This window comes from Lutibacter litoralis (assembly GCF_014646675.1).
In the GTDB taxonomy this organism is placed as follows: domain Bacteria; phylum Bacteroidota; class Bacteroidia; order Flavobacteriales; family Flavobacteriaceae; genus Lutibacter; species Lutibacter litoralis.
Map to the genome: position 1 here is coordinate 98,522 of NZ_BMNS01000005.1, position 24,255 is coordinate 122,776.

A 24,255-nucleotide genomic window follows, 5' to 3' on the forward strand; every position below is an offset into this window, starting at 1 on the left:
CTAAATTAATTTAGAAAAGAAGCGATAATTAAACATGAAAACAGTCACTATTCTACTTATAATTTTAGCTGTTTTTATCTCAGTATTTGTAGCTTTTTTTCAATATATTTTTAACAATAAAGAGAAAAGCCAATTAAATTATTGGCTTTCTTTTTTGCGATTTTCTTCAATTTTTACTCTTTTATTATTAATTATTAATCCAACAATTAATAAAAATAATATTACTATAATAAAACCAAATTTACTTGTTGCAGTTGATAATTCGGCATCTATAAAACATAGTTTACAGAGTAAAAATGTTAAAGATTTAGTACAACAATTAAAAAATGATGCTGAATTAAATAACAAATACAGTATTAATTTTTACGGTTTTGGATCTGATTTATATACATTAGATTCATTAAGTTTTAATAATACGAATACCAATCTATCGAAACCTTTTTTAGAATTTTCTAATGTATATAAATCTGAAAATAACCCCGTTGTTTTAATAACTGATGGAAATCAGACTATTGGAAATGATGTTGAGTTTATAAATTACAAGAGTCCTGTTTTTTCTTATATAGTTGGAGATACCGCCGCTTTTGAAGATATTACAATAAGTAAAGTAAACATCAATAAATATACTTATATAAATAATAAATTGCCAGTAGAATTATTTATCAATTACACTGGAACTAAAACAATTTCTAAAAAATTAACTGTTTTTGATAAGAATACAAAGGTATATTCTAAAAACTTGGATTTTTCATCAACTGAAAATGTACAAGAGGTTTTCTTTTATTTATCGGCAACCACTGCAGGAACACATTATTATACTGCAACAATTGAAACACTTGAGAATGAAAAAAATATAGTTAATAATACTAATAATTTTAGCATTAATGTTATAGAAGATACTTCTAAAATTTTAGTTTTATATTCAGTAATTCATCCTGATTTAGGGATGTTTAAAAAATCTATTGAAAGTGACAAACAACGAAAAGCAACTATTAATTCTATTGAAAAATTTAAGGGTAATATATCAGATTATCAGCTAGTTATAGTATATCAACCAAACAGTTCATTTAAGGATGTGTTTAATACTATTTTAGAAAAAAAAATAAATTATTTTGTAGTATCTGGATTGGCTACCGATTGGAATTTTTTAAACAATAATCAAAACGATTTTAGAAAAAATGCACTTTCACAATCCGAAGAATACCATCCATTTTTTAACCAAAATTATGCAAGTTTTATAAGTTCGGATATTGGTTTTTTTAGTTTTGCACCTTTAGAAGATTATTTTGGTGAGATTAATTTTTCTATTCCAGTAAACACATTGTTGTTTCAAAAGATTGGGACTATAGAAACTGAACAACCTCTATTAGCAACTTTTCAAAAAGGCAATCACAAAGGAGCAGTTTTATTTGGCGAAAATAGCTGGAGATGGAGAATAAATAGTTTCTCAGAAAACAAAACTTTTGAACTATTTGATGGATTTATGTCCAATTTAATGCAATATTTGTCTTCAGGTTTAAATAATAACAGGTTAAATGTTACTGTAGATCCTTTGTTTTATGCCAATGAAACAATTAAAATTTCAGCTAGTTATTTAGATGAAAATTATAATTTTGATGATAGAGCAAAATTATGGATTACAATTACAAACAAAGCTACTAATTTTATAAAAAAAGTTCCTTTTGCTGTTTCAAATAATCAGTTTAATGTAGAATTAACAAATGTTCCTTCAGGCGAATACATTTATTCTGTTTCAGTGGAAAATCAAAATGTTAATGATTCAGGAAGTTTTAAAATAGTTCCTTTTGAGGTTGAGCAACAATTTACTAATTCTAATTATAAAAAATTAAAAATCCTTTCATTAAATACAAATGGGGAGGTTTATGATTTAAATTCTTCCAATCAGTTAATTTCCGATTTAAAATCAGACCAGCGTTTTAAAAGTGTTCAAAAATTAAAAATAACTAAAACTCCATTAATAAACTTTAAGTGGCTTTTAGGTTTAATTTTACTTTTCCTTACAATAGAATGGTTTTTACGTAAATATTTCGGAAAAATTTAAAGCTTGAAATTTTTTTTAAAAATTACCGTTATTTATATTTATAAATTTTATTTATAGAGTTATAAAAAAAAGCACTATTTATAACAATTAAACTATTCATATTTCATTTAATTTGTATTGTTAAAGATTATGACTAAAATTTCAGCAATTATATTATCACTTACTATTTTATTTCAAAGTTTTAATTTTGATTTAGAGGATTTGAATAATATACCTGCACTTGCTGATCATATTTCTTGTCATTTAGATAGTGGAGATAGTTTTGTTGATTTTTTTGAAATGCATTATGGCAGTGAGTCAAATAATCACGAACAAGAGCACAAAGAACATAAGGAGCTTCCTTTTAAACATCAACATTTAGAATCCCATTTTCAAATGGTTTATATTTTATGTGTTCAAAATTATCCCTTTAATTTTAATGAGGTTAAGTTAGAAACTAATAATTTCACATACAAAGAACCAACTACAAACCTATTTATCAATAATTTATTTCAGCCTCCACAAAAGTTACATAGTTAAATTTTATTATTAATAAATTTGAGAATCAATTCTTTGGTTTTCAATAATATTCATTACTAATTTATTAAATTATGTTACATAAGATTATTAAACTAAGTATTGATAATAAACTTATCATACTTTTAATAACTGCTGCAATCGCAGGTTTCGGAATATTTTCCTTAACTCAAATACCAATTGGAGCAGTGCCTGATATTACAAATAACCAGGTGCAAGTGATTACAACTTCAAAAAATTTATCTACACAAGATGTAGAGCAATTTATTACATATCCTGTTGAATTAGAAATGGCAAATTTACCAGGAGTTACAGAAATTAGATCTATTTCAAAATTTGGATTATCGGTTGTTACTATTGTATTTGAAGATGCAATGGGAACCTATTTACCACGACAATTAATTTCTGAGAAAATTAAATCGGCTTCTGAAAAAATTCCAGAAGGTTTTGGAACCCCTGAAATGGGACCAATTACAACTGGTTTAGGAGAAATTTATCAATATACTTTAGATACCAAACCAGAATTTAAAGATCGCTATTCTGCAATGGAATTGAGGACGCTACAAGATTGGGTAGTAAAACGTCAATTATCAGGAATTCCAGGCGTGGTGGAAGTAAATACTTGGGGAGGGTTTTTAAAGCAATATGAAGTTGCTTTAAATCCAGAAAAATTAAAATCTATGAACATTACACATTTACAAGTGTTAGATGCTTTAGAAAGAAATAATAGTGTTGCAGGCGGTGGTTATATTGAAAAAGCTAGCGAAAGTTATTTTGTTCGTGGAGAGGGAATGATTAAATCCTTAAGCGATATTGAAAATGTAGTTGTGAAAAATGTAGACGGTGTTCCAATTTTAATTAAAAACATCGCTGAAGTAAATTTTGGTTTTGCCAACCGTTTTGGTGCTATTACTGGAAATGGAGAAGGTGAAAAAGTACTTGGACAAGTAATGATGCTTAAAGATGGTGATTCTAATTTAGTAATTGAAGCTGTTAAAGAACGTGTTGCCGAAATTCAAAAAACTTTACCTGAAGGTGTGTTTATTAACGGTTTTTTAGAGCGAAGCGAATTAATTGGTAAAACAACCTTTACTATAGCAGAAAACTTAATTATTGGGATAATTATAGTAATTTTTGTGGTTATTTTATTATTGGGAAGCATGCGTTCGGGCATGGTAGTTGCTTCTGTAATTCCATTATCGCTACTTTTTACTTTGTCTATGATGTATATTTTTGATGTAGATGCCAATTTAATGAGTTTAGGAGCTATTGATTTTGGTATTATTATAGATGGAGCAGTAATAATTGTTGAATTTATTGCCTTTAAAATAACAAGTAGTAGAAAAGAATTAATGTTACTTTCAAAAAGTGAACGGCAAGAAAATATTGACGAAATAACCTGGAGTAGTAGTTCAAAAATGATGACTTCTGCAATATTTGGACAGTTAATTATTTTAATTGTATTTATCCCAATTTTGTCGTTAAGCGGCGTTGAAGGTAAAATGTTTAAACCAATGGCAATGGCTTTCAGTTTTGCTTTAATTGGTGCCATGTTTTTATGTTTCACATACGTACCAGTAATTTCATCCATATTTTTAAAACCAGAAAAGGTTACTAAGAATAATGTTTCAAAACGTTTAATGGCATTTTTTTATGCTATGTACCAACCTGTAATTAAATGGTCTTTAGTAAATAAAAAAATAGTTATTAGTTTATCGGTAGCCCTTTTAATAGTTACAGGAATTCTATTTAATCGAATGGGTGGAGAGTTTATTCCAACCTTAGATGAAGGAGATTTTGTAATTCAACCAGTTTTAAAAACAGGAACTACTTTAACTAAAACTGCAGAAATTACAACACAAATTGAACAAATTTTATTAGATAATTTTCCGGAAGTTTCACAAGTAGTTTCGCGTATTGGAGCAGCTGAAGTTCCAACCGATCCAATGTCTATGGAAGAAAGTGATGTTATTATAAAATTAAAACCAAAAAGAGAATGGGTTTCAGCTGACTCAAAAGACGAATTAGCTGATAAATTTAAAGAAAAATTAACCATAATTCCTGGGATCGATTTCGAGTTTACACAACCTATTGAAATGCGTTTTAACGAATTAATTACAGGTGTAAGGGCAGATGTAGCTGTTAAAATTTTTGGTGAGGATTTAGCTGTTCTAGCTGATAAAGCCGATGAAATTAAAAGTAAAATTGCCAATGTGGAGGGCGCATCAGATATTATTGTTGAAAAGATTGATGGATTACCTCAAATGACAGTGACGTACAACAGAAAAAAAGTAGCACGTTATGGTTTAAATATTCAATCTTTAAATGAAATTGTTTCTATGGGGTTTGCAGGTAATACTGTTGGAAGTGTTTTTGAAGGTGAACGTAGATTTGATTTAGTGGTGCGTTTGCATCCTGAATATCGAAAAAATATTGAGAACCTTAAAAATCTTTATGTAGACACACCAACGGGAACAAAAATTCCTTTACACGAAGTAGCTACCATTGAATATACAAAAGGACCTGCAAAAATTTCAAGAGATGATACTAAAAGACGTATTGTAATTGGTATTAATGTTCGTAATAGAGACATGGAGTCTGTGGTACAAGATGTTAGAGAAATTATTGAAACACAAGTTAAATTACCTGTAGGATATACAATTTCTTATGGAGGACAATTTGAAAATTTAAATAGTGCAAAAGCACGTTTAAAAATTGCGGTACCAATTGCCTTATTTTTAATATTTATTATGCTTCATTTTGCATTTAATTCTATAAAAGAAGCATTGATGATCTTTTCAGCAATTCCTTTATCTGCAGTAGGTGGTGTGTTGTTTTTATGGATTAGAGGTTTACCTTTTAGTATTTCTGCAGGAGTTGGGTTTATTGCTTTATTTGGTATTGCCGTGCTAAATGGTATTGTACTTATTGAGCATTTAAAATCATTAAAAGAACAAGGATTTGATGATGTTAACGAACGAATTTTAAAAGGAACAAAAGAACGTTTACGACCAGTAATTTTAACTGCTGCCGCCGCCGCCTTAGGTTTTTTGCCAATGGCAGTTTCAACCAATGCAGGTGCCGAAGTTCAGCGTCCGTTAGCAACAGTTGTAATTGGAGGTTTGGTAACAGCTACTATTTTAACAATGGTTGTTTTACCTGTGCTGTATGCTATTTTTGATACTAAAAAGTTTAAAATGAAAAAAAGAAAAGTTTCACCAACGGCAATAATTGTATTATTTATGTTAATTCCATTTTTTGGGTTTTCGCAAGAAAAAACTATTTCATTAGAGGAATTAATAGCAATGGCTGTTAAAAATAATAAAGAGTTGACTATTAAAAGTTTAGAAGCTGATGAAAGTAATAAGCTTATTGGTAGCGCATTTGAAATAGATAAAACTAAGTTATATTACACCAATGATGAAACCAATTTAGGTGCTGATGGAAAACCTTTTAAAACCTATGGAATTGATCAAACTATTGAGTTTCCTACCTTATATTTTGCAAGAAAAAAAGCGCAAAAGATTACATCAAATTTAGCCGGATTAACGTATGAAATGGCTAAAATTAATTTAACTAAAGAAGTTACAAAAGCGTTTTATAAATTAGTGTATTTGAATAAAAAATTGTCGTACATAAAACATGTAGATAGTTTATATTTTAATTTTTCCAATGCCGCAAAAAGAAAATTTGAATTGGGTGAGTCCAATTATTTAGAAATGATTACGGCACAATCTAAATATAAACAATATGCTGCGCAATTAAGTCAGGTAAATACAGATATTTCAATTGCATATACATTGTTAAATGGATTGCTTCAAAATGAAGAAGCTATTAAAATAATAGAAACTAAGTTGATAAAAATTAAAGTAATTAAACCTAATTTGGAGCAACATTTATTAACTGAATACTCGTTGCAAAACAGTAAATTATTTCAAGTTAAAAAAGGAATTTCAACTCAAGAATTATTACCAGATATACAATTTAATTATTTTAATAGTAAAGATGTAAAAGCAAATACTTCGGTAAATAGTTTTCAAGCAGGTGTTTCAATTCCACTGTTTTTCTTTGGGAAATCATCTAAGATAGCAGCTTCAAAAATAGCTCAAGATATTGCGAACGAGCAAGCTGTTGACTTAAATTTTAAGCTACATTCTAAATACAAAATTTTGATAGACGAACTTAAAAAAAGTGAATCTCAATTGGTTTATTTTTATGAAAGTGGTAATAAGGTTGCAAAAGAAATTTTAAAAACCGCAACATCAAGCTATAAAAATGGAGAAATAGATTTTTTCCAATACATACAGAGTATTGAAACTTCAAATCAAATTACATTAGATTATTTATCCAATTTGAATTTATACAATCAAATTGCTTTAGAAATTAATTATTTAAACTTATAGAAAATGAAAAGACTACATATATATTCAAAACTATTTGTTGTAATTGGGCTAATTATAAGTTCGTGTACAACTTCAAAAAAAGAAGAAATAGTGCCAATTAAAACAGAGGAGAAAGTTAGTTATACTAGTATATCAAAGGCGCAATTTGAAAACTCAAATATGGAATTAGGTACTATTGCATTGCAAACTTTTTCTGAAGGAATTGTTACAAACGGATTTATAGATGTTCCACCAGCAAGCAAAGCAAAAGTGAGTGCTATTATGGCAGGTTTTATTAAAGAATCTCCGCTTTTAATTGGTGATAAAGTTAAAAAAGGTCAGTTATTATTAACGATTGAAAATCCAGATTTTATTGAAATTCAACAAAATTATTTAGAAGTTTTCGAAAAACTAAAGTATCTAAAGAGTGAATATGAACGTCAGAAAATTTTGCTTGATGAACAAATTACTTCACAAAAGAACTATTTAAAAGCGGAGAGTGATTATAAAAGTGGTGTGGCTCAAGTTAATTCTTTAGAGCAAAAATTAAGATTAATGAATATTGGTATTTCAAATGTAAAAGCCGGAAAATTTACTTCGATTATTCCAATTTATGCTCCAATATCAGGAAGTATAACACAAGTAAATGCAAGTGTAGGTAAATTTATGAATGCTTCGGATGTTATTTTAGAAGTAATTAATAGCGATCATAAACATTTAGAATTAGTGGTTTTTGAAAAAGATGTTTTGAACGTTAAAGAGGGGCAATTAATTAAATTTCAGATTCCTGAAAACTCTCTAAAAATTTACAATGCTAAAGTACACTTAATTGGTAAATCTATTGATGAAATTAAACGAACGGTTAAAGTACACGGACATTTAGAAGATGAATCTGAACCGTTTTTAGTGGGAATGTTTGTAGAATCTGAAATTATTATAGAATCAAAAGAAAAATTGGCCTTACCAATAAGTTCACTTTTAGAAGAAGGTGGTAATTATTTTGTTTTGGTATTAAACTCAACAACAGAAGATGCTTACAATTTTGAAAAAATAGCGATAAAAATAGGTTTAAAAAACGAAAATTGGGTTGAAATAATTGATAATGATAATTTATTTTCAGATAAGCAAATTTTAATAAAAGGCGCTTTTACTCCTTTGGAAGATGGTTAAATAAGAGATAGTTGTTAAATAAAACTTAAAACAGATTTTATCTAAATTCTGTTTTGTATTTTTGTAAATCAAATTTAAATTAAAACTAATAAAAATGAGCAACGGACAATTACAATTACCAAAATCTTTAATGCCACTAATTTTTTTAGGCATTGTAGCAATAATATTTTTATCAAAATCAACAGTTACATTAGATTCTGGAGAAGCAGGTGTTTTATGGAAACGTTTTGATGGTGGTGTAGTTACGGGTGAGGCACCTTTAGGAGAAGGTTTTCATATTGTAGCACCTTGGAATGAGGTTATCGTTTATGAAGTACGTCAACAAGAATTATACGAGAAAATGAAAGTACTTTCATCGAACGGATTAGATATTCAATTAGAAACTTCTACTTGGTATTTACCAAAAGCACAAGAATTAGGAAAATTGCATCAGCAAATTGGAGAAAATTATTTAGAACGTATTATTAAACCAGCTTTGCGTTCCGCGGCTAGAAGTGTGGTTGGACGTTATACTCCAGAACAATTATACTCAAGTAAAAGAGATGTTATTCAAAATGAAATTTATGAAGAAACTAAAATTATTTTAGACGATCAATTTATTCAATTAAATGAAGTTTTAGTGCGTGATGTTACTTTGCCAGCAACTATTAAGGATGCTATTGAGCGTAAATTAAAACAAGAGCAAGAATCTTTAGAATATGAATTTAGATTGGTTACAGCATCAAAAGAAGCTGAAAAAGTTCGTATTGAAGCCCAAGGTAAAGCAGATGCAAACCGTATTTTAAGTGCCTCATTAAACGATCAGATTTTACGTGATAAAGGAATTGAAGCAACTTTACAGTTGTCAAGTTCACCAAATAGTAAAGTAATTGTTATTGGAAGTGGAAAAGATGGAATGCCTATTATTTTAGGTAATCAATAACGAATAATCTTCTAGAAAAGAGGTTCTTAAAAAGATAATTTTAACTGTATAATTACATTAAATTTACTTTAAAAGAGCCTCTTTTTTTACATTTTAATGTAAGGTTTTAAATAAAAAAAATAACATTGACACATGAAATTTAAACTAAACAAAAAGTCTATCTCAAACATAATATTTGTGTTGGCAGTTGCTTTATTATTATATCCTCCTTCGCGCGAATGGTTTATGCGTCAAATAGCATTTTCACCTTCAATTAAAACAGAAAGTACTGAAAAAATAGATACTTATAATTGGCAATTAAATGGTTTAAATACAGAAAGTATAAACTTTAATAAATTAGAAGATAAAGTTGTTTTTGTAAATTTTTGGGCAACTTGGTGCCCGCCTTGCAGAGCAGAAATGCCTATGATACAAAATTTGTATAACGATTATAAAGATAAAGTTGCATTTGTATTTGTAACCAATGAAAATTTGGAAACGGTAGAAAAGTTTTACTTAAAAAATAAATACAACCTACCAACTTATAACTCTATTAGTTTACCTCCTCAAAAATTCACTGAAACCAATAGTATTCCTGCTAGTTATTTGTTAGATAAAGATGGTAAAATTTTAATTTCTAAAACAGGAGCCGCTAACTGGAATAGCGATAAGGTTAGAAATTTGTTAGATGAATTAATACTAAAATAAATTAACGTTAATGTAGCGTTTTGCTTTTTTAGTTCGTATTGAAACTGTAACAAGTGAATAATCTCTTGTTACTAATTTATATAAACATTAAAAGACAAAAAATGAAAAGACTTTTACAGCTAACTTTAGTATTATTTATAGCTATTTCTTGTGAACTTAAAAAAGATGATTCATGTTTTTCACCACCACGTCAATTTAACTTTGATTTAGTAGATGCAACAAGTTTAGAAAATTTATTTGTAAATGAAACATTTACAGAAAGTGCAATTAAAGTGTATGATGAAACCGATGAAGAAGTTGAATTTAGTTTGGTTTTTCACGATGGAAGATATATTTTATTTTTAGTTGATATTGGGTGGGAATTAGACCCAAAAACATATACAATAGAATTAAATTCAGAGATTTCGATTGTTTTTACGTTAGACGTAGATCAAATACAATCTGGTAGTTGTACTTATTTTGAAGTAAAAGAGTTTGATGTTGAAGATTATGAATATGAAGAACTATGGCCTTCAGGAATTATTCAAATAAAAATGGATTTAAATTAAAATGAAACAAAATATTCACTTCTTTTTATATCTGGCTGTTATTTTTTTGACTATAAATTCGTGCAGTACCTCATCAGATGATAGCGAAAATCCTTTATTTAATGATAGTGCAGTAGCATCTTATGGCTCGCAAGTATTACTTCGAATCAATTCTGAAGTTTTCGAAAGCATTAATACCAATCGTTTAAATAGCATAAACACTGGAGATTCGTTTAAAATTAATAGTGCAACAAGAATAGACGATAACTTAGAAGTAAGTATTTCTTATGGAGGTGGCTGTAAGCAGCACTCCTTTGAAGTTATTTGGGATGGAGTAGTTTATACAGATCCTCCATGCCAAATGAATTTATTTATTATACATAATGCCAATAATGATGAATGTGAAGCATTAATTACAGAAACAATTTCAATTAATTTAAAAAATTTAATAGGAGAAAATGCTTATAAAGATAGTTGTGCATATAATATTTTTACCAGCTATAATTCTACCGAAATAGCCGATACAACCGTTGATAGCAGTAACTAATAGAATGGCTAAAATTTAATATAAATGGTTAGTTAAGTTGGTTCAAATTGAAAAAAGAGATAGATACAAAAACATATCTGGAAAAAATTATTATTGGATGTAAAAAGGGGAATGTATTACATCAAGAATTGCTGTACAAGCATTTTTACGGCTATGCACTTAGTATTTGCCGGTTGTACACCTATTCTAACGATGATGCCGTAAGTATTTTAAATGATAGTTTTTTAAAAGTTTTTTCTTCAATTAAAAAAAAAGGATTTAATAATAATATACCGTTTAAAAATTGGCTGAGAAGAATTTTAATAAATACAGCAATAGATAATTATCGAAAAAATGTAAAACATTATTATCACCTAGAAGTTGAAAACGAAGAGCATATATATGCGGATAGTGATGTAATAGATGATCTAGCATTTAAAGATATTTTAAAATTATTAGATCAATTACCTGAAATGCATAGAATTGTTTTTAATTTACATGAAATTCAAGGATTTAACCATAAAGAAATTTCAGAAAAATTAAAAATTGCTGAAAGTACCTCTAGAGTATTTTTAACTAGAGCAAAAAAGAAATTAAGAATTTTAATTGATAAAAACTTTTAAAATTTATGAAAGATAATTTTGATAAAAAATTAAGCGATAGAATTAAAGAGGTTTCAAATAATAATGAAATACCTTTCAATCCTACACATTGGAATATGATGCAGGATAAAATGAATAATAATAAGAAACGGGTGTTTTTTTATTGGAAAATTGCGGCTGTTCTTTTAATTTCTTTGTTAGCTAGTGGTATTGGAATGTATTTATTTAATGACAATGCTTTAAACTTTAATCATGAAAATCCTCAAATTATCTTAGACATCAAAAATGATTCTTTACGTATAGATTCGCTAAAAACAAACAACCATATATTTATAACGTCCAGCGACTTTGATAGCATTACTAATAAAACAAAACTCAGTAAAATTGACTCTATTACCTTTATAAATAAACAAAATTCGAAATATAAAAAATTTAAGAACACTATTAAAGTAGAAAATAGTGTTGCAAATAATATTAATACGGTTAATCCTAAAGAAAGAAGTCATCGCATTAATATTGAAACAGCTAGTTTAAATGAATTACCAGATAATAATTTAGAAATTAAGGTTTTAACTGATATTGTTATGAATTCAAATACTAATATTAATTTAGAATTAGATAGTATTATTAGCTCTAAAAATTTAGCTGAGGAGGCTTTTATTGAACATTCAAGAAAGGATTCTTTAGCATTTAAAAAAGAGTTACTTGCGGTTCTAGAAGAGGAAAAAGAAACGATTAAACAAGATTCAAAAAAAAGTTTAAAATTTGGATTGGAAATATCGCCAATTTTTGATTATAATCAAGATAACGGAAATTCAAATGTTGGTTTTGCTGGTGGTATTACCGTTGAAATACCAATTTCCAATAAATTTTATTTAAATACTGGAGTTTCTTATGCAGATCAAAAATTGAATTTAAATCAATCTTCAATACTTTACTCAGATGCTATTAGTGCGAGAAGTAACAGCCAATTAATTAATGAAGAGGCAGTTATAAAAGGTATCGAAATTCCTTTAAATGTAACATATAATTTTTCAGTAGCAAAAAAGGACTTCTTTATAGCTGCAGGAGTTACTTCTACATCTTATATTAAAGAAAATATAGAATCCAATTATTTAGTAAATGGCAGAACAGAAACTAGTTCTCAAGATTATTTAGGAAATAATATTGTAAAATATGAATTGGTTCAAACACACTCAAAAATCACTACACCTGCAAACTCAAGTACATTTAATTTTGCAAATTATTTTAATGTATCATTAGGAGTTAAATTACCAATTAATAATCAGGGTCAGGCTATTATTATTGCGCCCTATTTTAAATATTCGTTAAAACCTCTTACAAAACAACAAATAGATTTTAACAGTGGTGGTGTTCATTTAAGATATAATTTTAGCTTTTCTAAAAATTAATAACTTAAGTGAAGCGTTTTGCTAATTTACACCGTATAGTTAGTAAGTAGGTTACTAAATAAAAATTTAATTACAAATTAGAAAATCTAAAGAGGCTTACTTTAAAGTAAAATAATTCGCTATTTTAAAATACTAGATTCAGTAGCTAGTTTTAAGTTAGTAAACTTATACTTTTTAAGAAAGTCTCTAGGATTTTGTAAACAATTATTAAAATGAAAAAAATTGTTAGTATACTTTTTATAATCAGTTTGATAGTTTCTTGTTCAAAAGATAAAGAATTAGAAACTATATCCAATTTTTCAGAATATTATGAATTGGTAAGAATGACAGGAAGTTTTTCAGGTTCAGAAACTACTGGATCTCAAATGGAATGGCAAGAAACCTATGTATTAAATACCAAAGAAGGTACTTTTAGTAAATCTCGTTTGTTTAATAATATTTTAACTGAAGAAAGAGGAACTTATACCTATATCACTATTGATAATCAAAACTATATTGAATTTACTTTTAATAATGATTCAGATATTATAGGTAATTGTACAGGTAATTTAAAAGAAACATTATTAGTTTTAGAAGATGGAAATAAATTAGTTTCCACTTGGGGAGCTTGCGATGGACCTGGATTAGAGTACCAAAAAGGATTTGAGTTTTGTGGGACTATATAAATTATAATTTCTAAATATGAAAAATAAAATTTACGTTATAGCATTAGTAACTTTAAGCAGTATAATTTTTTCTTGTAAGTATTCTGAAGATCTAGATTATCAATACGATTTTAATAATAGTAAGAAAGCTTGGTTAGAATTTAAAGAGTTGACTAATAATTCTTATAAATACACAACAGTTAAAAGTAGTTGGGTTGGAATTTCTTGGGAAACCACTATAACCGTATCTAATGGTAAAATTATAGAGCGATACTTTAAATATTTTGTAAAAGATGGATTGTTAGAAGATATTCCAGAAGATGAGCTAGAATGGACTGAAAACGAAAATGAAATAGGCAATCATAAAAATATAGGTGCAACGCCATTAACTTTAGACCAAATATATGCTAAAGCAGAAACTGAATGGTTAACTAAAAGTGATAATTTTAAAACATATTTTGAAACTAAAAATAATGGGTTAATTTCAACTTGTGGTTATACACAAATTGGTTGTATGGACGATTCTTTTATAGGAATACATATTAAAAGTATTGAGAGTTTATAGAATAAAAAATCTACAACAATTATTATGAAACAACTAAGTCTAATACTAATTTTAAGTGTCTTATTTATTTCTTGTGATAAAAATAATGATGATAAAGATGTAGGCTCTAATAATGTTGTACTTCTAAAAGTTGATTATTTAACCAATACATTTGAAGGAGGGAAGGTGCTCAAATTTTCGGAGTCAACTAGTTTTACTATTTCATCAAAATATAATTCACCTGGAGATTTTGGAAGTGTTGCTTTATATTATGAAGAATTAAATAAAAAATTATTTGAAGGTACTATAATTTGGATGGGATTAGGTGAAATGAGCTATCCTTCAAGTATGGATTTACCAGCACATTTTTCAAAAACAGATACTAATGTTACCCTGCCTGATACTGAGATGTTTAAAAGGATAATGTACACAGAGAATGCGTATTATCCTGATTCGATAAATTATGAAAGTCTTTGGAATGCTATAAATAATTTAAGGATTGTTTCAAGTTGTAGAAATTCAAATCCTCATGAGAAGGTACAATTGTTTTTGTATACACCAAGTCTTGGAGTTGGAGATCCGGCAGATTGGGATTGGTTTGTAATTCTTAGGAGTTAATCTAGATACAGCTTATTATTACTTTTTTTTAATATATATTATATAAGAAAAAACCTATAGAATTAAATTCTATAGGTTTATTATCTTGGTTTCATATGTATATTTTTGAGTAATTGGATGAATAATTATGCGTGAATTCCATATCTTCTAAATCTATCCCACTGGATTCTTTTTGTATTTGTAAAATTGATAATTACTGCTTTTTTCTTTTTTTGTTCTGTTAATGTTAAATTTAAAGTTTTCATAATATTTGTTTTTTAATTAGTTACTTACACTTAAATGACGTCTCTATTTATATTTTGTTACGCTATTATGTATTGCATAGTACTATATTAACAAATATTTAACGAATAACATGTGACTCATTGACTTTTTGTTAAAAGAAAGTTAATGTAACTAATTCTTAATCAGCTAAGATTTTATTTAAAGATTCAATAATAATATTACAACCTTTAATAATTTCATCTTTAGTAATGGTAAGAGGAGGTGTAATTCTAATTGCTTTTCCTTCAAACAACAACCAAAAAAGTAGTAATCCTTTGTCCAAACATTTTAAAATAACCTTTGATGCAATTTCAGGAGTTTCAACCATTGCAGCAAGCATTAATCCTTTTCCCCTAATTTCGGTTATTAGTGGATGTATTAATAATTTTCGAAATAAAACTTCTTTAATAAGTGTTTCTTCAATTAAGTTAGCATTTAAAAGTTCTTTTAAAGTTGCATTTGCAGCCGCGGCAATAACCGGATGTCCGCCAAATGTAGTTATATGCCCAAGTTTAGGATGTTGTTTTAAGCAATCCATTATTTCAAAAGAAGAAATAAATGCTCCAATAGGCATTCCGCCTCCTAATCCTTTTCCCGCAATAATAATATCTGGTGTTATATTATAATTTTCAAAACCAAATAGTTTTCCGGTTCTACCTATACCAGACTGTATTTCGTCTAAAATTAACAATGCACCAACTTTGTTACATTTAGCTAGTACTTTTTGCAGATAATTATTTATAGGCTCAATAAAACCGGCACCACCTTGGATAGTCTCTAAAATTACGGCTGCAGTTTTAGTAGTGATTTTATCTAGATCTATACTATTATTAAATTCAATAAATCTAATCCCAGGAATTAAAGGTCTAAATGCATTATTTTGTACTTCTGCACCACAAACACTCATTGCTCCCTGTGTATTGCCATGGTATCCATTTTTAGCTGCAATAATTTCACTTCTTCCTGTAAAACGTTTTGCTAATTTTAACGCACCTTCCGTAGCTTCTGTTCCAGAGTTAGTTAAATAAACAGTTTCTAATTTGTCTGGTAAATTATCAGCTAATAATTTACAAAGTGTTACTTGCGGCTGCTGAATAAATTCACCATAAACCATAACATGTGTATAATTATCAACTTGATCCTTAATGGCTTGTGATATTTTAGGGTAATTATGTCCTAATGTATTTGCAGAAACCCCAGCAATAAAATCTAAATATGCTTTTTTATTAGAATCATACACATATGATCCATTTGCATGCGATATTTCTAAAGCTAACGGATGCGCACTTGTTTGTGCTTGATGTTTAAAAAAATGCTTTTTCAATTTTATTTTTTGTGAATTATTTAGAAATAATTTATTGTCTTGTCATAATTTTTTCTTTTAGAGGCTCTTTAATTAATGGGACCTTCACTTTTGGTTTTTCCTTTTTATTTATTGTTTTTTCAGGAACATCTAAATCAATTTCATCTTTTATAAAAATGTCATCTTTTGTTAATGGCCTTTCTTCTTCCCTCCAAATAAATCCGGTTAAAAATTTATCTTCTTCTCTCAATTCTTCAAAATCAGAAGGAGGATAGGTTTTACCAGTTATTGCTTTATAATAATCGATACTTTTTACATCGTCGTTTTCAAAAAGAATTAAAATATGGTCGCTAGATTGTTTTTTATCAATTCCAAAAAGTTTATCGTTTTCATCTCTTAAAAAAAATAGCGTTTCACTATTTCCAATAGCATCTAGAGATACAATATTGTTGTTTTTAAACTTACCATACATATTTTTACCTTTAAGTTGACTGAATCCTGCAGTATCTTTTTTAACCATTAAAGCATTGTTCAATATTTTTAAAGAATCTAATTGTTCTGTTTTTATATTAGATAAAAAATGAATTGTATCTCCTGTTATTTGATTGCCTTCAGCCCACAGTACTGGTTTTGTGAACATTTTAGTAATTCCAGATTTTTCATCGGTAACTATAGAATCGCATTTCCCTTGTAAGTCGGATTTAAAAATTTTAACTCTATTAAAAGCTTTAATCAATCTTTCATCAGTTTTACCTGTAACCAATAATTTATCTCCATGAATATACATAGAGTCTTTTTCCATTACTGAAATTGCAACCGCCTTATCTGTAATAAATACAGAATCTAAGAGCTTAAAATATTCTGCATAACCACCTTTTATAATAGTCTCATTTATAGTATCTAGAACTTTAATGTTTCCGGTAGCCGATGCAAATTCGATGTTTTTATTGTAGTACAAACTATCTCCGGAAATTGTTCTATCACCATAAAATATTTTCGATTTCTTTAAAAAATGCGATATGTTAGTTTTTGTATTATGATGTCCTTTTTCCGTATAAATAGCATTCTCTTCATTAGTAATTGTTGATGGTCCAAATAATTCTGCTATTCCAGTACTTGTATAATAATCTAAATGGTCGGAAATTAATTTACTATCTTTATTGGTAATATCTACTTTGGTAAAGGCTTGAAATTTATTGGTTTGCAAATAATAATTTCCAATTCTACTTTTAAGAAGGTTTGTAGTATCTTTTATTGTTCCTCCACTTCTATAAAATAAATGTTGTTTTTCTCTATCAAAATAAAGGGTATCTGTTTTAAGAACCATTAATTCATCTTTTAAAATAACATCACCCCAAGAAGTTGCTAATTTTTTTTTGGCGTCATAATCTACATATTTACTATATTGAATAATGGTATCACCTTGATTGATAATAACATTTCCCATAGCTTTGATAAGATCTTTTTCTGAATATATGTACGCTTTATCGCAACGTAAAGTAGCACCTTCGTGCTCAACAAAAACATTTCCTAAAGAAATAGTTGCTCCAGGATAGTTAGAATCAACCATAGTATTATCGGCTTTTAATATTTTAATTTTTTTAGATTGTGAAAATCCTTGAATACTAAAAAGCAAAATTAATATGAATAATATATTTTTCAAGTGTTAAAAATTTAAATACAAAACTAACTAAAAAGTACTTGGTAACTTAAAATAGTATGTTAAAAAAAACTGTCTAATAAATATTAAAAACAATCATCCTTTTCTTGAATTCTAATTTCAAGATCTTGATTATAAACCATTAAAAGTTTTTGAATCAAGTTTAGGTTGATGTAGATGATACTTTTTAGACAGTCCTATTTGTTATCGTGTAATTGTTTGTTTTCTATCAGGTCCTACCGAAACAATCTTTACAGGAACTCCAACAAAATCTTCAATAAATTTAATATACTCATTCAATTCTTTAGGAAGTGTATCTTCACTTATCATTGAAGTTAGATCTTCTTTCCAACCTTTAAATTCTTTATAAATTGGAGTTACATTATGTGCTTCAATATTATATGGTAAGTGGTGAACTTCTGTACCTTTATAATTGTAAGAAGTACACACTTTTAATGTTTTAAATCCAGAAAGTACATCTCCTTTCATCATCATTAATTGTGTAACACCGTTAATTTCAACAGCGTATTTTAATGCAATTAAATCTAGCCATCCACATCTACGTGGTCGTCCTGTTGTTGCCCCAAATTCGTGCCCAACTCTAGACATTGTTTCACCATCTTCATCAAATAATTCGGTAGGAAATGGGCCAGAACCAACGCGTGTTGTATACGCTTTAAAAATTCCAAAAACATCACCAATTTTATTTGGAGCTACACCTAAACCAGTACATGCACCTGCAGCAGTAGTAGTAGATGAAGTTACAAATGGATATGTTCCAAAATCTACATCCAATAAAGAGCCTTGAGCTCCTTCAGCCAAAATTGTTTTTCCATTTTTAATGGCATTATTTAAGTATTCTTCGCTATCTATAAAAGTAAGTTCTTTTAAAGTTTTAATTGCGTTGAAAAACTCAGCTTCTAATTCTTTTAAATTATATTGAATATCAACATTAAAAAAGTCGATCATTTTAATATGCTTCTCTGTTAAAGCAGCGTATTTATCTTTCCAGTCTGCTAATTCTAAATCTCCAACACGCATACCGTTTCTTCCAGTTTTATCCATATAAGTTGGACCTATTCCTTTTAAAGTAGAGCCAATTTTAGCTTTTCCTTTTGACGCTTCACTTGCTGCATCTAATAAACGATGTGTTGGTAAAATTAAGTGAGCTTTTCTAGAAATTAATAATTTAGTATTAAAATTTAGGTTGAATTCTGATAAATTATCTAATTCTTTTTTGAAAATTACTGGATCTATTACAACACCATTTCCAACTATATTAATAGCATTTTTATGAAAAATACCAGAAGGAATTGTATGTAGTACGTGTTTACGTCCATCAAAAATTAAAGTATGTCCTGCGTTTGGACCACCCTGAAATCGAGCAATTATATCATAATTTGAGGTAAGAACGTCTACAATTTTTCCTTTACCTTCGTCTCCCCATTGTAGTCCTAATAATAAATTTACAGCCATGTTGTGTTGCTTAATAATATGTTAGTGTTAGTTATTTTTCTGTTTTTTTTGTTCCATAGAAATAGAGCGAATGATTGTGAATTTCTACATTAAAAGTATCTTCAATTGTTTTTTTAATTATTTGAACTCGTGGGTCACAAAATTCAATAACTTCACCAGTATTTGTTAGAATAAGATGATCGTGTTGTTTATCAAAATAGCATTTTTCGTAATGGGCTTGACTTTGTCCAAATTGGTGTTTTCTAACCAAACCACATTCTAGTAGTAATTCTATAGTATTATAAAGTGTAGCTCTACTGACTCTATAATTTTTATTTTTCATTTGAATATATAAGGATTCCACATCAAAATGATCATCTAAATCATAGATTTCTTGAAGAATTGCAAATCGCTCTGGAGTTTTTCTATGAAGATTTGTTTCTAGAAATTTAATAAAAACGCTTTTTACAATTTTCTGATTTTCAATACTCATAAGTTCCTTATTTTAATGAAAAAAATTAAACAACAAAGTTAAGTCTATTTTTTGAAAAAAATACTTGATTATTTTATATTTATTAACTTTGATTGTGAATAAATTAATGTTTGTAAATTCTATCTACCTTATCTATTCCTTCAATTTTTTTAATACTGTCACTTAATTTTTGAAGTTGCGATTTATTTTTAACACTTACGGTTATGCTACCTTCAAAAATACCATCGTTTCCTGAAATATTTAAATTGTGAATGTTCACAGTCATATTTCTTGAAATAACCTCCGTAATTTCATTTACCATTCCTACGTGGTCTACACCATACAGTCTTAAAATTGCTTTAAATTCTTGATTTGTAGAGTCTATCCATTTAGCACTTAGTATTCTATAAGCATAATTTGCTTGTAGGCTTATGGCATTAGGACAATCTTTTTTATGTACTTTTATACCATCATTAATAGTAATAAAACCAAATACCTTATCGCCAGGTATTGGATTGCAACACTGAGACATTTTATATTCTAAACGTTCTTCCTCAGCTCCAAAAACTAAAGAGTCGTAATTTGCAATTACTTCATCTTTATCAATATTTTCTTGTTTGCTTGAGCTTCTTCTAATTCTATTTTTAAAGAAACTAACAAAAGCATTATTTCGTTTTGATATAAAATCTTTTAGTTGGGTGTTGTCTATAGCGCCACTTCCCATTCTGTAGAATAAATCTAAACTGGTTTTTAATTTAAAATACACTACCAGTTCATTCACCACTTTTTCATTTAAAGTTATTTTTAAATGTTTAAGTTTTCGGGTTAATACTTCTTTACCTTCTTCGGCAATTTTCTTTTGATCTTCTTTTAAAGCATTCTTTATCCTGGTTCTAGCACGTGCTGTTACAACAAAATCTAACCAACCAATATTTGGTTTTTGATTTTTAGCGGTAATAATTTCTACTTGATCGCCACTAAATAATTCTTGACTAATAGGTTTTAGTTTTCCATTAATTTTTGCACCTCTACAATTCATCCCAACTTGTGTGTGAATTGAAAAAGCAAAATCAAGGGCAGTTGCATGTTTTGGAAGTGCTTTTAAATCGCCATTTGGAGTAAAAATAAAAATTTCTTTTGCATACAAATTCAACTTAAAATCTTCAACAAAATCAATAGCGTTACCATCTGGATTTTCTAAAGATTCTTTAATTTTATTTAACCAATCGTCTAAACCAGTTTCTCGTTCGCTTTGGTTTTTATACTTATAATGCGCTGCGTAGCCTTTTTCAGCAATTTCATCCATTCTTTCTGAACGAATTTGAACTTCAACCCATTTTCCTTTTGGTCCCATTACGGTAATATGAAGTGATTCATATCCTGTAGATTTAGGTTGACTTATCCAATCTCGTAATCTACTTGGGTTTGGTCTAAAATGGTCAGTTACAATAGAGTATATTTTCCAAGCATCAAATTTTTCTTGTTTTACGGTAGATTTATAAATAATTCTAATGGCAAATTTATCGTAAATCTCATCATAAGTAACTCCTTGAGAAAGCATTTTTTTTCTAATAGAATAAATAGATTTTCTACGTCCTTTAATCGTATATTCAAAACCTTCTTGATCTAAAGATTCTTTTATAATATCAGTAAATGTATCTATGTAAATTTTCTGTTCTTCCTTGCTTTGCGTTACCTTATTTGCAATATCTATATAAACATCTGGTTCTGTATATTTTAACCCTAAGTTTTCGAGTTCAGATTTTATATTGTAGAGGCCAAGTCTATGTGCTAATGGTGCGTAAATGTATAATGTTTCAGAAGAAATTTTTATCTGTTTATCGTGTGGCATTGCATCCATAGTTTGCATATTGTGCAAACGGTCTGCAATTTTTATTAAAATAACCCGAACATCATCATTTAATGTAAGTAGCATTTTTCTAAAGTTCTCAGCTTGTACAGAAGCATCTTGATCTTTTTTTAAATGCGATATTTTAGTTAAGCCATTAACAATTCTAGCAACATTTTCTCCAAATAAACGCTCAATATCTTCTAACGTATAATCGGTGTCTTCAACAACATCATGCAATAATGCAGCAACAATAGAAGTAGTATCTAAACCAATTTCGTACGCTACTATTTTTGCAACCGCAATTGGATGAAAAATATAAGGTTCTCCTGTTTTTCTTCTTTGGGAACTATGCGCCTCTAATGCAATATCAAACGCCTTTCTAATTTCCTTTTTATCGGTATCAGTAAAAGTTTGGTACGCACCTTTAAGCAAATCTTTATATCGTTTTGCTATTTCTTTATTTTCTTCTTCTTGGCTTAAGTTGTATGTCATTACTTAAAAATAGTATTTTTTAATTATTAAACAATACATAAAGTTTATTTTTTTAAGTTTAAAATTCGTTCTAAAAGAGTAGGGTGCGAGTAGTGAAATTTTACATACAAGTTACTAGGTGTTAAATTACTTAAACTATTTTTGGATAATTTTTTTAATGAAGAGATTAACGATGCTGCATTGTAATTATTTTTAGCATAATCATCGGCTTCATATTCGAACTTTCTTGAAATAATATTCATTAAGAAACCTGTAATTTCTGAAATAGGACTGTATAAAATTCCGAAAGCTATTAAACCAATATGAAAACTAGTAATTTCTACTCCCAAAGCTTGTGAAAGTAATTGATTTCCAATAAAAAGGGATAAAATATAAAATGTAAATCCGGTTAAAATTAAAGATAATATTAAATTATAAATAATATGTTTTTTTGTATAATGACCAATTTCGTGTGCTAAAACAGCAACAATTTCATCAGTTTTTAAATCGTTTATTAGTGTATCGTATAAAGTAACTCTTTTTTGAGAACCAAATCCTGAAAAATAGGCATTTGCTTTTGTAGAACGTTTAGAACCGTCTATTATAAAAATATTATCCAACTTAAAACCTACTTTTTTTCCAAAATTATTAATAGCTGATTTTAATTCTCCTTCTTCTAAACTTGTTTGTTTGTTAAAAATAGGGACAATTAATTTTGAATAGAAAAGGTTCATGAATACTGTAAAAACGGCAATTAATCCCCAAGCATATAACCAAAAATTTGAGGTTGTTAACTGGTAAAACCACGTTAATAAAGCTAAAATGCCGCCTCCAATAATTAATAATAATAACCAACCTTTAACTTTATCGAAAACAAATGTTTTTATGGTAGATTTATTAAATCCAAATTTTTCTTCAATAACAAATGTTTTATAATAGGAAAAAGGTAAGGTTAGAATGTCACTTACAAATAAAATAATTCCGAAGAAAATAAGGGTTATTAAAATAGTATTACTGGTAATCCTTCTTGCAATTTCATCAACAAAAGCAAATCCATCAAATATAAAAAAGAGCAATGTTAATAGCAATGAAAAAGTACTTGTTATTTGAGAAAATTTATAGTTAACTTTTTTATAAGCTTGTGATTTTTCGTATTCTTCAGTATTATAAATACCTTTTAATTCTTCAGGAATAGGATCGTTAAAATGTTTTGCATTTTGAGCATCTAAAAAAGTATCAAATAAAAATTTTGCTAAAATTATGCCTATTAATATGTAAAAAAGTAATTGTGGAGTCATTTATAAATGTTTAATAATGTACTTGTAAAATGTTTATTTATGAAATTTTCGATTAACAATTTCTTTGTCTTACTGCTTCAAATAATATAATTGCTGCACTTACAGAAACATTCATAGAATCTATAGCGCCTCGCATTGGAATTATAATGTTTTTTGTTGTATTTGAAAGCCATTCATTTGTTAATCCTGTAGCTTCAGTTCCAACAACAATTGCTGCAGATTTTTTAAAATCAATTGTTTGATATGCTACAGAAGCTGTTAAAGCTGCACCATATATATTAATATTCCTTTCTTTTAAAAATGAAATTATTTCTGAAGTTGTACCAGTAGCTATGGTAGTTGTAAACAAACATCCAACACTAGATCTAATAATATTTGGGTTATAAAGATCTGTTTTCGGATTTGCAATAAAAACGGCATCAATTCCAACAGCGTCTGCGGTTCTTAATAAAGCACCAATATTACCGGGTTTTTCAGGTGCTTCTGCAACTAAAATCAATGGATTTTCAGATTTAAATTCAATAGTTTCTAATAGTAAATTTTTAGAATTTGCAACTGCCAAAATACCTTCGGTTGTTGTTCTTGTTGCTAATTTTTGATGTACTTTACTTGTAATTTCAATAACTTCAATTTCAAAAGGGGCGCTTTCTAACAAGTTATTCAAAGCAGCTTCATTAAGTATAGACATATCAACCAATAAAGTTTTTATTGTATAACCACCATTTAAAGCTAAAGAAATTTCTCGTAAACCCTCAATTATAAAAGTTTGCGTTCTTTTTCTAGTACGAGATTTCTCTTTTAATAAAAAAAGTTCTTTTATATAAGGATTCTGTACACTCGAAATCTGTTTCCGCATAGTTGTTTAAAT

20 protein-coding genes are annotated in these 24,255 nt (G+C 28.0%); 13 read left to right on the forward strand and 7 right to left on the reverse strand.

The genetic code is table 11. From position 1 onward, the window contains the following. The first annotated feature begins 34 nt into the window (after window positions 1–34). The 13 genes from IEW75_RS08855 (at window position 35) to IEW75_RS08915 (ending at window position 14,612) form a co-directional block, all read left to right on the forward strand. On the forward strand, window positions 35–2,062 hold the full coding sequence (locus IEW75_RS08855; protein ID WP_134246827.1) for a VWA domain-containing protein: 2,028 nt from the start codon (window positions 35–37) through the stop codon (window positions 2,060–2,062). A gap of 129 nt (window positions 2,063–2,191) precedes the next feature. Beyond that, window positions 2,192–2,581 carry a hypothetical protein gene (locus IEW75_RS08860; protein ID WP_134246826.1) on the forward strand — a complete coding sequence of 130 codons (390 nt, stop codon included), beginning with the start codon at window positions 2,192–2,194 and terminating at the stop codon, window positions 2,579–2,581. Between the two features lie 71 nt (window positions 2,582–2,652). Further along, window positions 2,653–6,981 carry a CusA/CzcA family heavy metal efflux RND transporter gene (locus IEW75_RS08865; protein ID WP_134246825.1) on the forward strand — a complete coding sequence of 1,443 codons (4,329 nt, stop codon included), beginning with the start codon at window positions 2,653–2,655 and terminating at the stop codon, window positions 6,979–6,981. A 3-nt stretch (window positions 6,982–6,984) separates the two neighbouring features. Next, window positions 6,985–8,130 carry an efflux RND transporter periplasmic adaptor subunit gene (locus IEW75_RS08870; RefSeq protein WP_134246824.1) on the forward strand — a complete coding sequence of 382 codons (1,146 nt, stop codon included), beginning with the start codon at window positions 6,985–6,987 and terminating at the stop codon, window positions 8,128–8,130. Window positions 8,131–8,224: 94 nt separating this feature from the next. Next, window positions 8,225–9,052, forward strand: coding sequence for a prohibitin family protein (locus IEW75_RS08875; RefSeq protein ID WP_134246823.1), 828 nt, complete (start codon window positions 8,225–8,227; stop codon window positions 9,050–9,052). 132 nt (window positions 9,053–9,184) lie between these two features. After that, window positions 9,185–9,739: a TlpA family protein disulfide reductase gene (locus IEW75_RS08880; protein WP_134246822.1), complete on the forward strand. Its 555-nt coding sequence runs from the start codon at window positions 9,185–9,187 to the stop codon at window positions 9,737–9,739. Window positions 9,740–9,840: 101 nt separating this feature from the next. Then, window positions 9,841–10,287 (forward strand): hypothetical protein, encoded by a 447-nt coding sequence (locus IEW75_RS08885; RefSeq protein WP_134246821.1) that lies wholly within the window; start codon window positions 9,841–9,843, stop codon window positions 10,285–10,287. A 1-nt stretch (window position 10,288) separates the two neighbouring features. After that, on the forward strand, window positions 10,289–10,813 hold the full coding sequence (locus tag IEW75_RS08890) for a hypothetical protein (protein ID WP_134246820.1): 525 nt from the start codon (window positions 10,289–10,291) through the stop codon (window positions 10,811–10,813). Window positions 10,814–10,860: 47 nt separating this feature from the next. Further along, window positions 10,861–11,415, forward strand: coding sequence for an RNA polymerase sigma factor (locus IEW75_RS08895; protein ID WP_204744141.1), 555 nt, complete (start codon window positions 10,861–10,863; stop codon window positions 11,413–11,415). Window positions 11,416–11,420: 5 nt separating this feature from the next. Beyond that, the gene (locus tag IEW75_RS08900) at window positions 11,421–12,806 is read left to right on the forward strand and encodes an outer membrane beta-barrel protein (protein WP_134246819.1); all 1,386 of its coding nucleotides are present in this window, start codon (window positions 11,421–11,423) and stop codon (window positions 12,804–12,806) included. 212 nt (window positions 12,807–13,018) lie between these two features. Continuing rightward, window positions 13,019–13,471: a hypothetical protein gene (locus IEW75_RS08905; RefSeq protein ID WP_134246818.1), complete on the forward strand. Its 453-nt coding sequence runs from the start codon at window positions 13,019–13,021 to the stop codon at window positions 13,469–13,471. Between the two features lie 16 nt (window positions 13,472–13,487). After that, window positions 13,488–14,015 (forward strand): hypothetical protein, encoded by a 528-nt coding sequence (locus tag IEW75_RS08910; protein WP_134246817.1) that lies wholly within the window; start codon window positions 13,488–13,490, stop codon window positions 14,013–14,015. A gap of 24 nt (window positions 14,016–14,039) precedes the next feature. Then, window positions 14,040–14,612 (forward strand): hypothetical protein, encoded by a 573-nt coding sequence (locus IEW75_RS08915; protein ID WP_134246816.1) that lies wholly within the window; start codon window positions 14,040–14,042, stop codon window positions 14,610–14,612. A gap of 403 nt (window positions 14,613–15,015) precedes the next feature. Here the strand turns inward: IEW75_RS08915 and IEW75_RS08920 are convergent, their stop codons facing one another. The 7 genes from IEW75_RS08920 to IEW75_RS08950 form a co-directional block, all read right to left on the reverse strand. Continuing rightward, a complete protein-coding gene (locus tag IEW75_RS08920; protein WP_134246815.1) occupies window positions 15,016–16,200 on the reverse strand; it encodes an aspartate aminotransferase family protein in 1,185 nt (394 codons plus the stop codon). Window positions 16,201–16,231: 31 nt separating this feature from the next. Next, window positions 16,232–17,842, reverse strand: a complete 1,611-nt coding sequence (locus IEW75_RS08925; protein WP_134246814.1) for an OstA-like protein — start codon at window positions 17,840–17,842, stop codon at window positions 16,232–16,234. Window positions 17,843–18,043: 201 nt separating this feature from the next. Then, window positions 18,044–19,315 carry an adenylosuccinate synthase gene (locus tag IEW75_RS08930; RefSeq protein WP_134246813.1) on the reverse strand — a complete coding sequence of 424 codons (1,272 nt, stop codon included), beginning with the start codon at window positions 19,313–19,315 and terminating at the stop codon, window positions 18,044–18,046. A gap of 31 nt (window positions 19,316–19,346) precedes the next feature. Further along, window positions 19,347–19,787, reverse strand: coding sequence for a Fur family transcriptional regulator (locus IEW75_RS08935; protein ID WP_134246812.1), 441 nt, complete (start codon window positions 19,785–19,787; stop codon window positions 19,347–19,349). 103 nt (window positions 19,788–19,890) lie between these two features. After that, on the reverse strand, window positions 19,891–22,110 hold the full coding sequence (locus IEW75_RS08940; protein WP_134246811.1) for a RelA/SpoT family protein: 2,220 nt from the start codon (window positions 22,108–22,110) through the stop codon (window positions 19,891–19,893). A gap of 44 nt (window positions 22,111–22,154) precedes the next feature. Next, complete coding sequence (locus tag IEW75_RS08945; protein WP_134246810.1) at window positions 22,155–23,387, reverse strand: M48 family metallopeptidase; 1,233 nt, start codon at window positions 23,385–23,387, stop codon at window positions 22,155–22,157. 52 nt (window positions 23,388–23,439) lie between these two features. Next, window positions 23,440–24,243, reverse strand: a complete 804-nt coding sequence (locus IEW75_RS08950; protein ID WP_134246809.1) for a TrmH family RNA methyltransferase — start codon at window positions 24,241–24,243, stop codon at window positions 23,440–23,442. Window positions 24,244–24,255: the final 12 nt, after the last annotated feature.

Excerpts from the sequence above, each read along its gene's own strand:
- IEW75_RS08855 (WP_134246827.1), top strand. The coding sequence starts at position 35 with ATGAAAACAGTCACTATTCTACTTATAATTTTAGCTGTTTTTATCTCA.
- IEW75_RS08860 (WP_134246826.1), top strand. The coding sequence starts at position 2,192 with ATGACTAAAATTTCAGCAATTATATTATCACTTACTATTTTATTTCAA.
- IEW75_RS08865 (WP_134246825.1), top strand. The coding sequence starts at position 2,653 with ATGTTACATAAGATTATTAAACTAAGTATTGATAATAAACTTATCATA.
- IEW75_RS08870 (WP_134246824.1), top strand. The coding sequence starts at position 6,985 with ATGAAAAGACTACATATATATTCAAAACTATTTGTTGTAATTGGGCTA.
- IEW75_RS08875 (WP_134246823.1), top strand. The coding sequence starts at position 8,225 with ATGAGCAACGGACAATTACAATTACCAAAATCTTTAATGCCACTAATT.
- IEW75_RS08880 (WP_134246822.1), top strand. The coding sequence starts at position 9,185 with ATGAAATTTAAACTAAACAAAAAGTCTATCTCAAACATAATATTTGTG.
- IEW75_RS08885 (WP_134246821.1), top strand. The coding sequence starts at position 9,841 with ATGAAAAGACTTTTACAGCTAACTTTAGTATTATTTATAGCTATTTCT.
- IEW75_RS08890 (WP_134246820.1), top strand. The coding sequence starts at position 10,289 with ATGAAACAAAATATTCACTTCTTTTTATATCTGGCTGTTATTTTTTTG.
- IEW75_RS08900 (WP_134246819.1), top strand. The coding sequence starts at position 11,421 with ATGAAAGATAATTTTGATAAAAAATTAAGCGATAGAATTAAAGAGGTT.
- IEW75_RS08905 (WP_134246818.1), top strand. The coding sequence starts at position 13,019 with ATGAAAAAAATTGTTAGTATACTTTTTATAATCAGTTTGATAGTTTCT.
- IEW75_RS08910 (WP_134246817.1), top strand. The coding sequence starts at position 13,488 with ATGAAAAATAAAATTTACGTTATAGCATTAGTAACTTTAAGCAGTATA.
- IEW75_RS08915 (WP_134246816.1), top strand. The coding sequence starts at position 14,040 with ATGAAACAACTAAGTCTAATACTAATTTTAAGTGTCTTATTTATTTCT.
- IEW75_RS08930 (WP_134246813.1), bottom strand. The coding sequence starts at position 19,315 with ATGGCTGTAAATTTATTATTAGGACTACAATGGGGAGACGAAGGTAAA.
- IEW75_RS08935 (WP_134246812.1), bottom strand. The coding sequence starts at position 19,787 with ATGAGTATTGAAAATCAGAAAATTGTAAAAAGCGTTTTTATTAAATTT.
- IEW75_RS08940 (WP_134246811.1), bottom strand. The coding sequence starts at position 22,110 with ATGACATACAACTTAAGCCAAGAAGAAGAAAATAAAGAAATAGCAAAA.
- IEW75_RS08945 (WP_134246810.1), bottom strand. The coding sequence starts at position 23,387 with ATGACTCCACAATTACTTTTTTACATATTAATAGGCATAATTTTAGCA.
- IEW75_RS08950 (WP_134246809.1), bottom strand. The coding sequence starts at position 24,243 with ATGCGGAAACAGATTTCGAGTGTACAGAATCCTTATATAAAAGAACTT.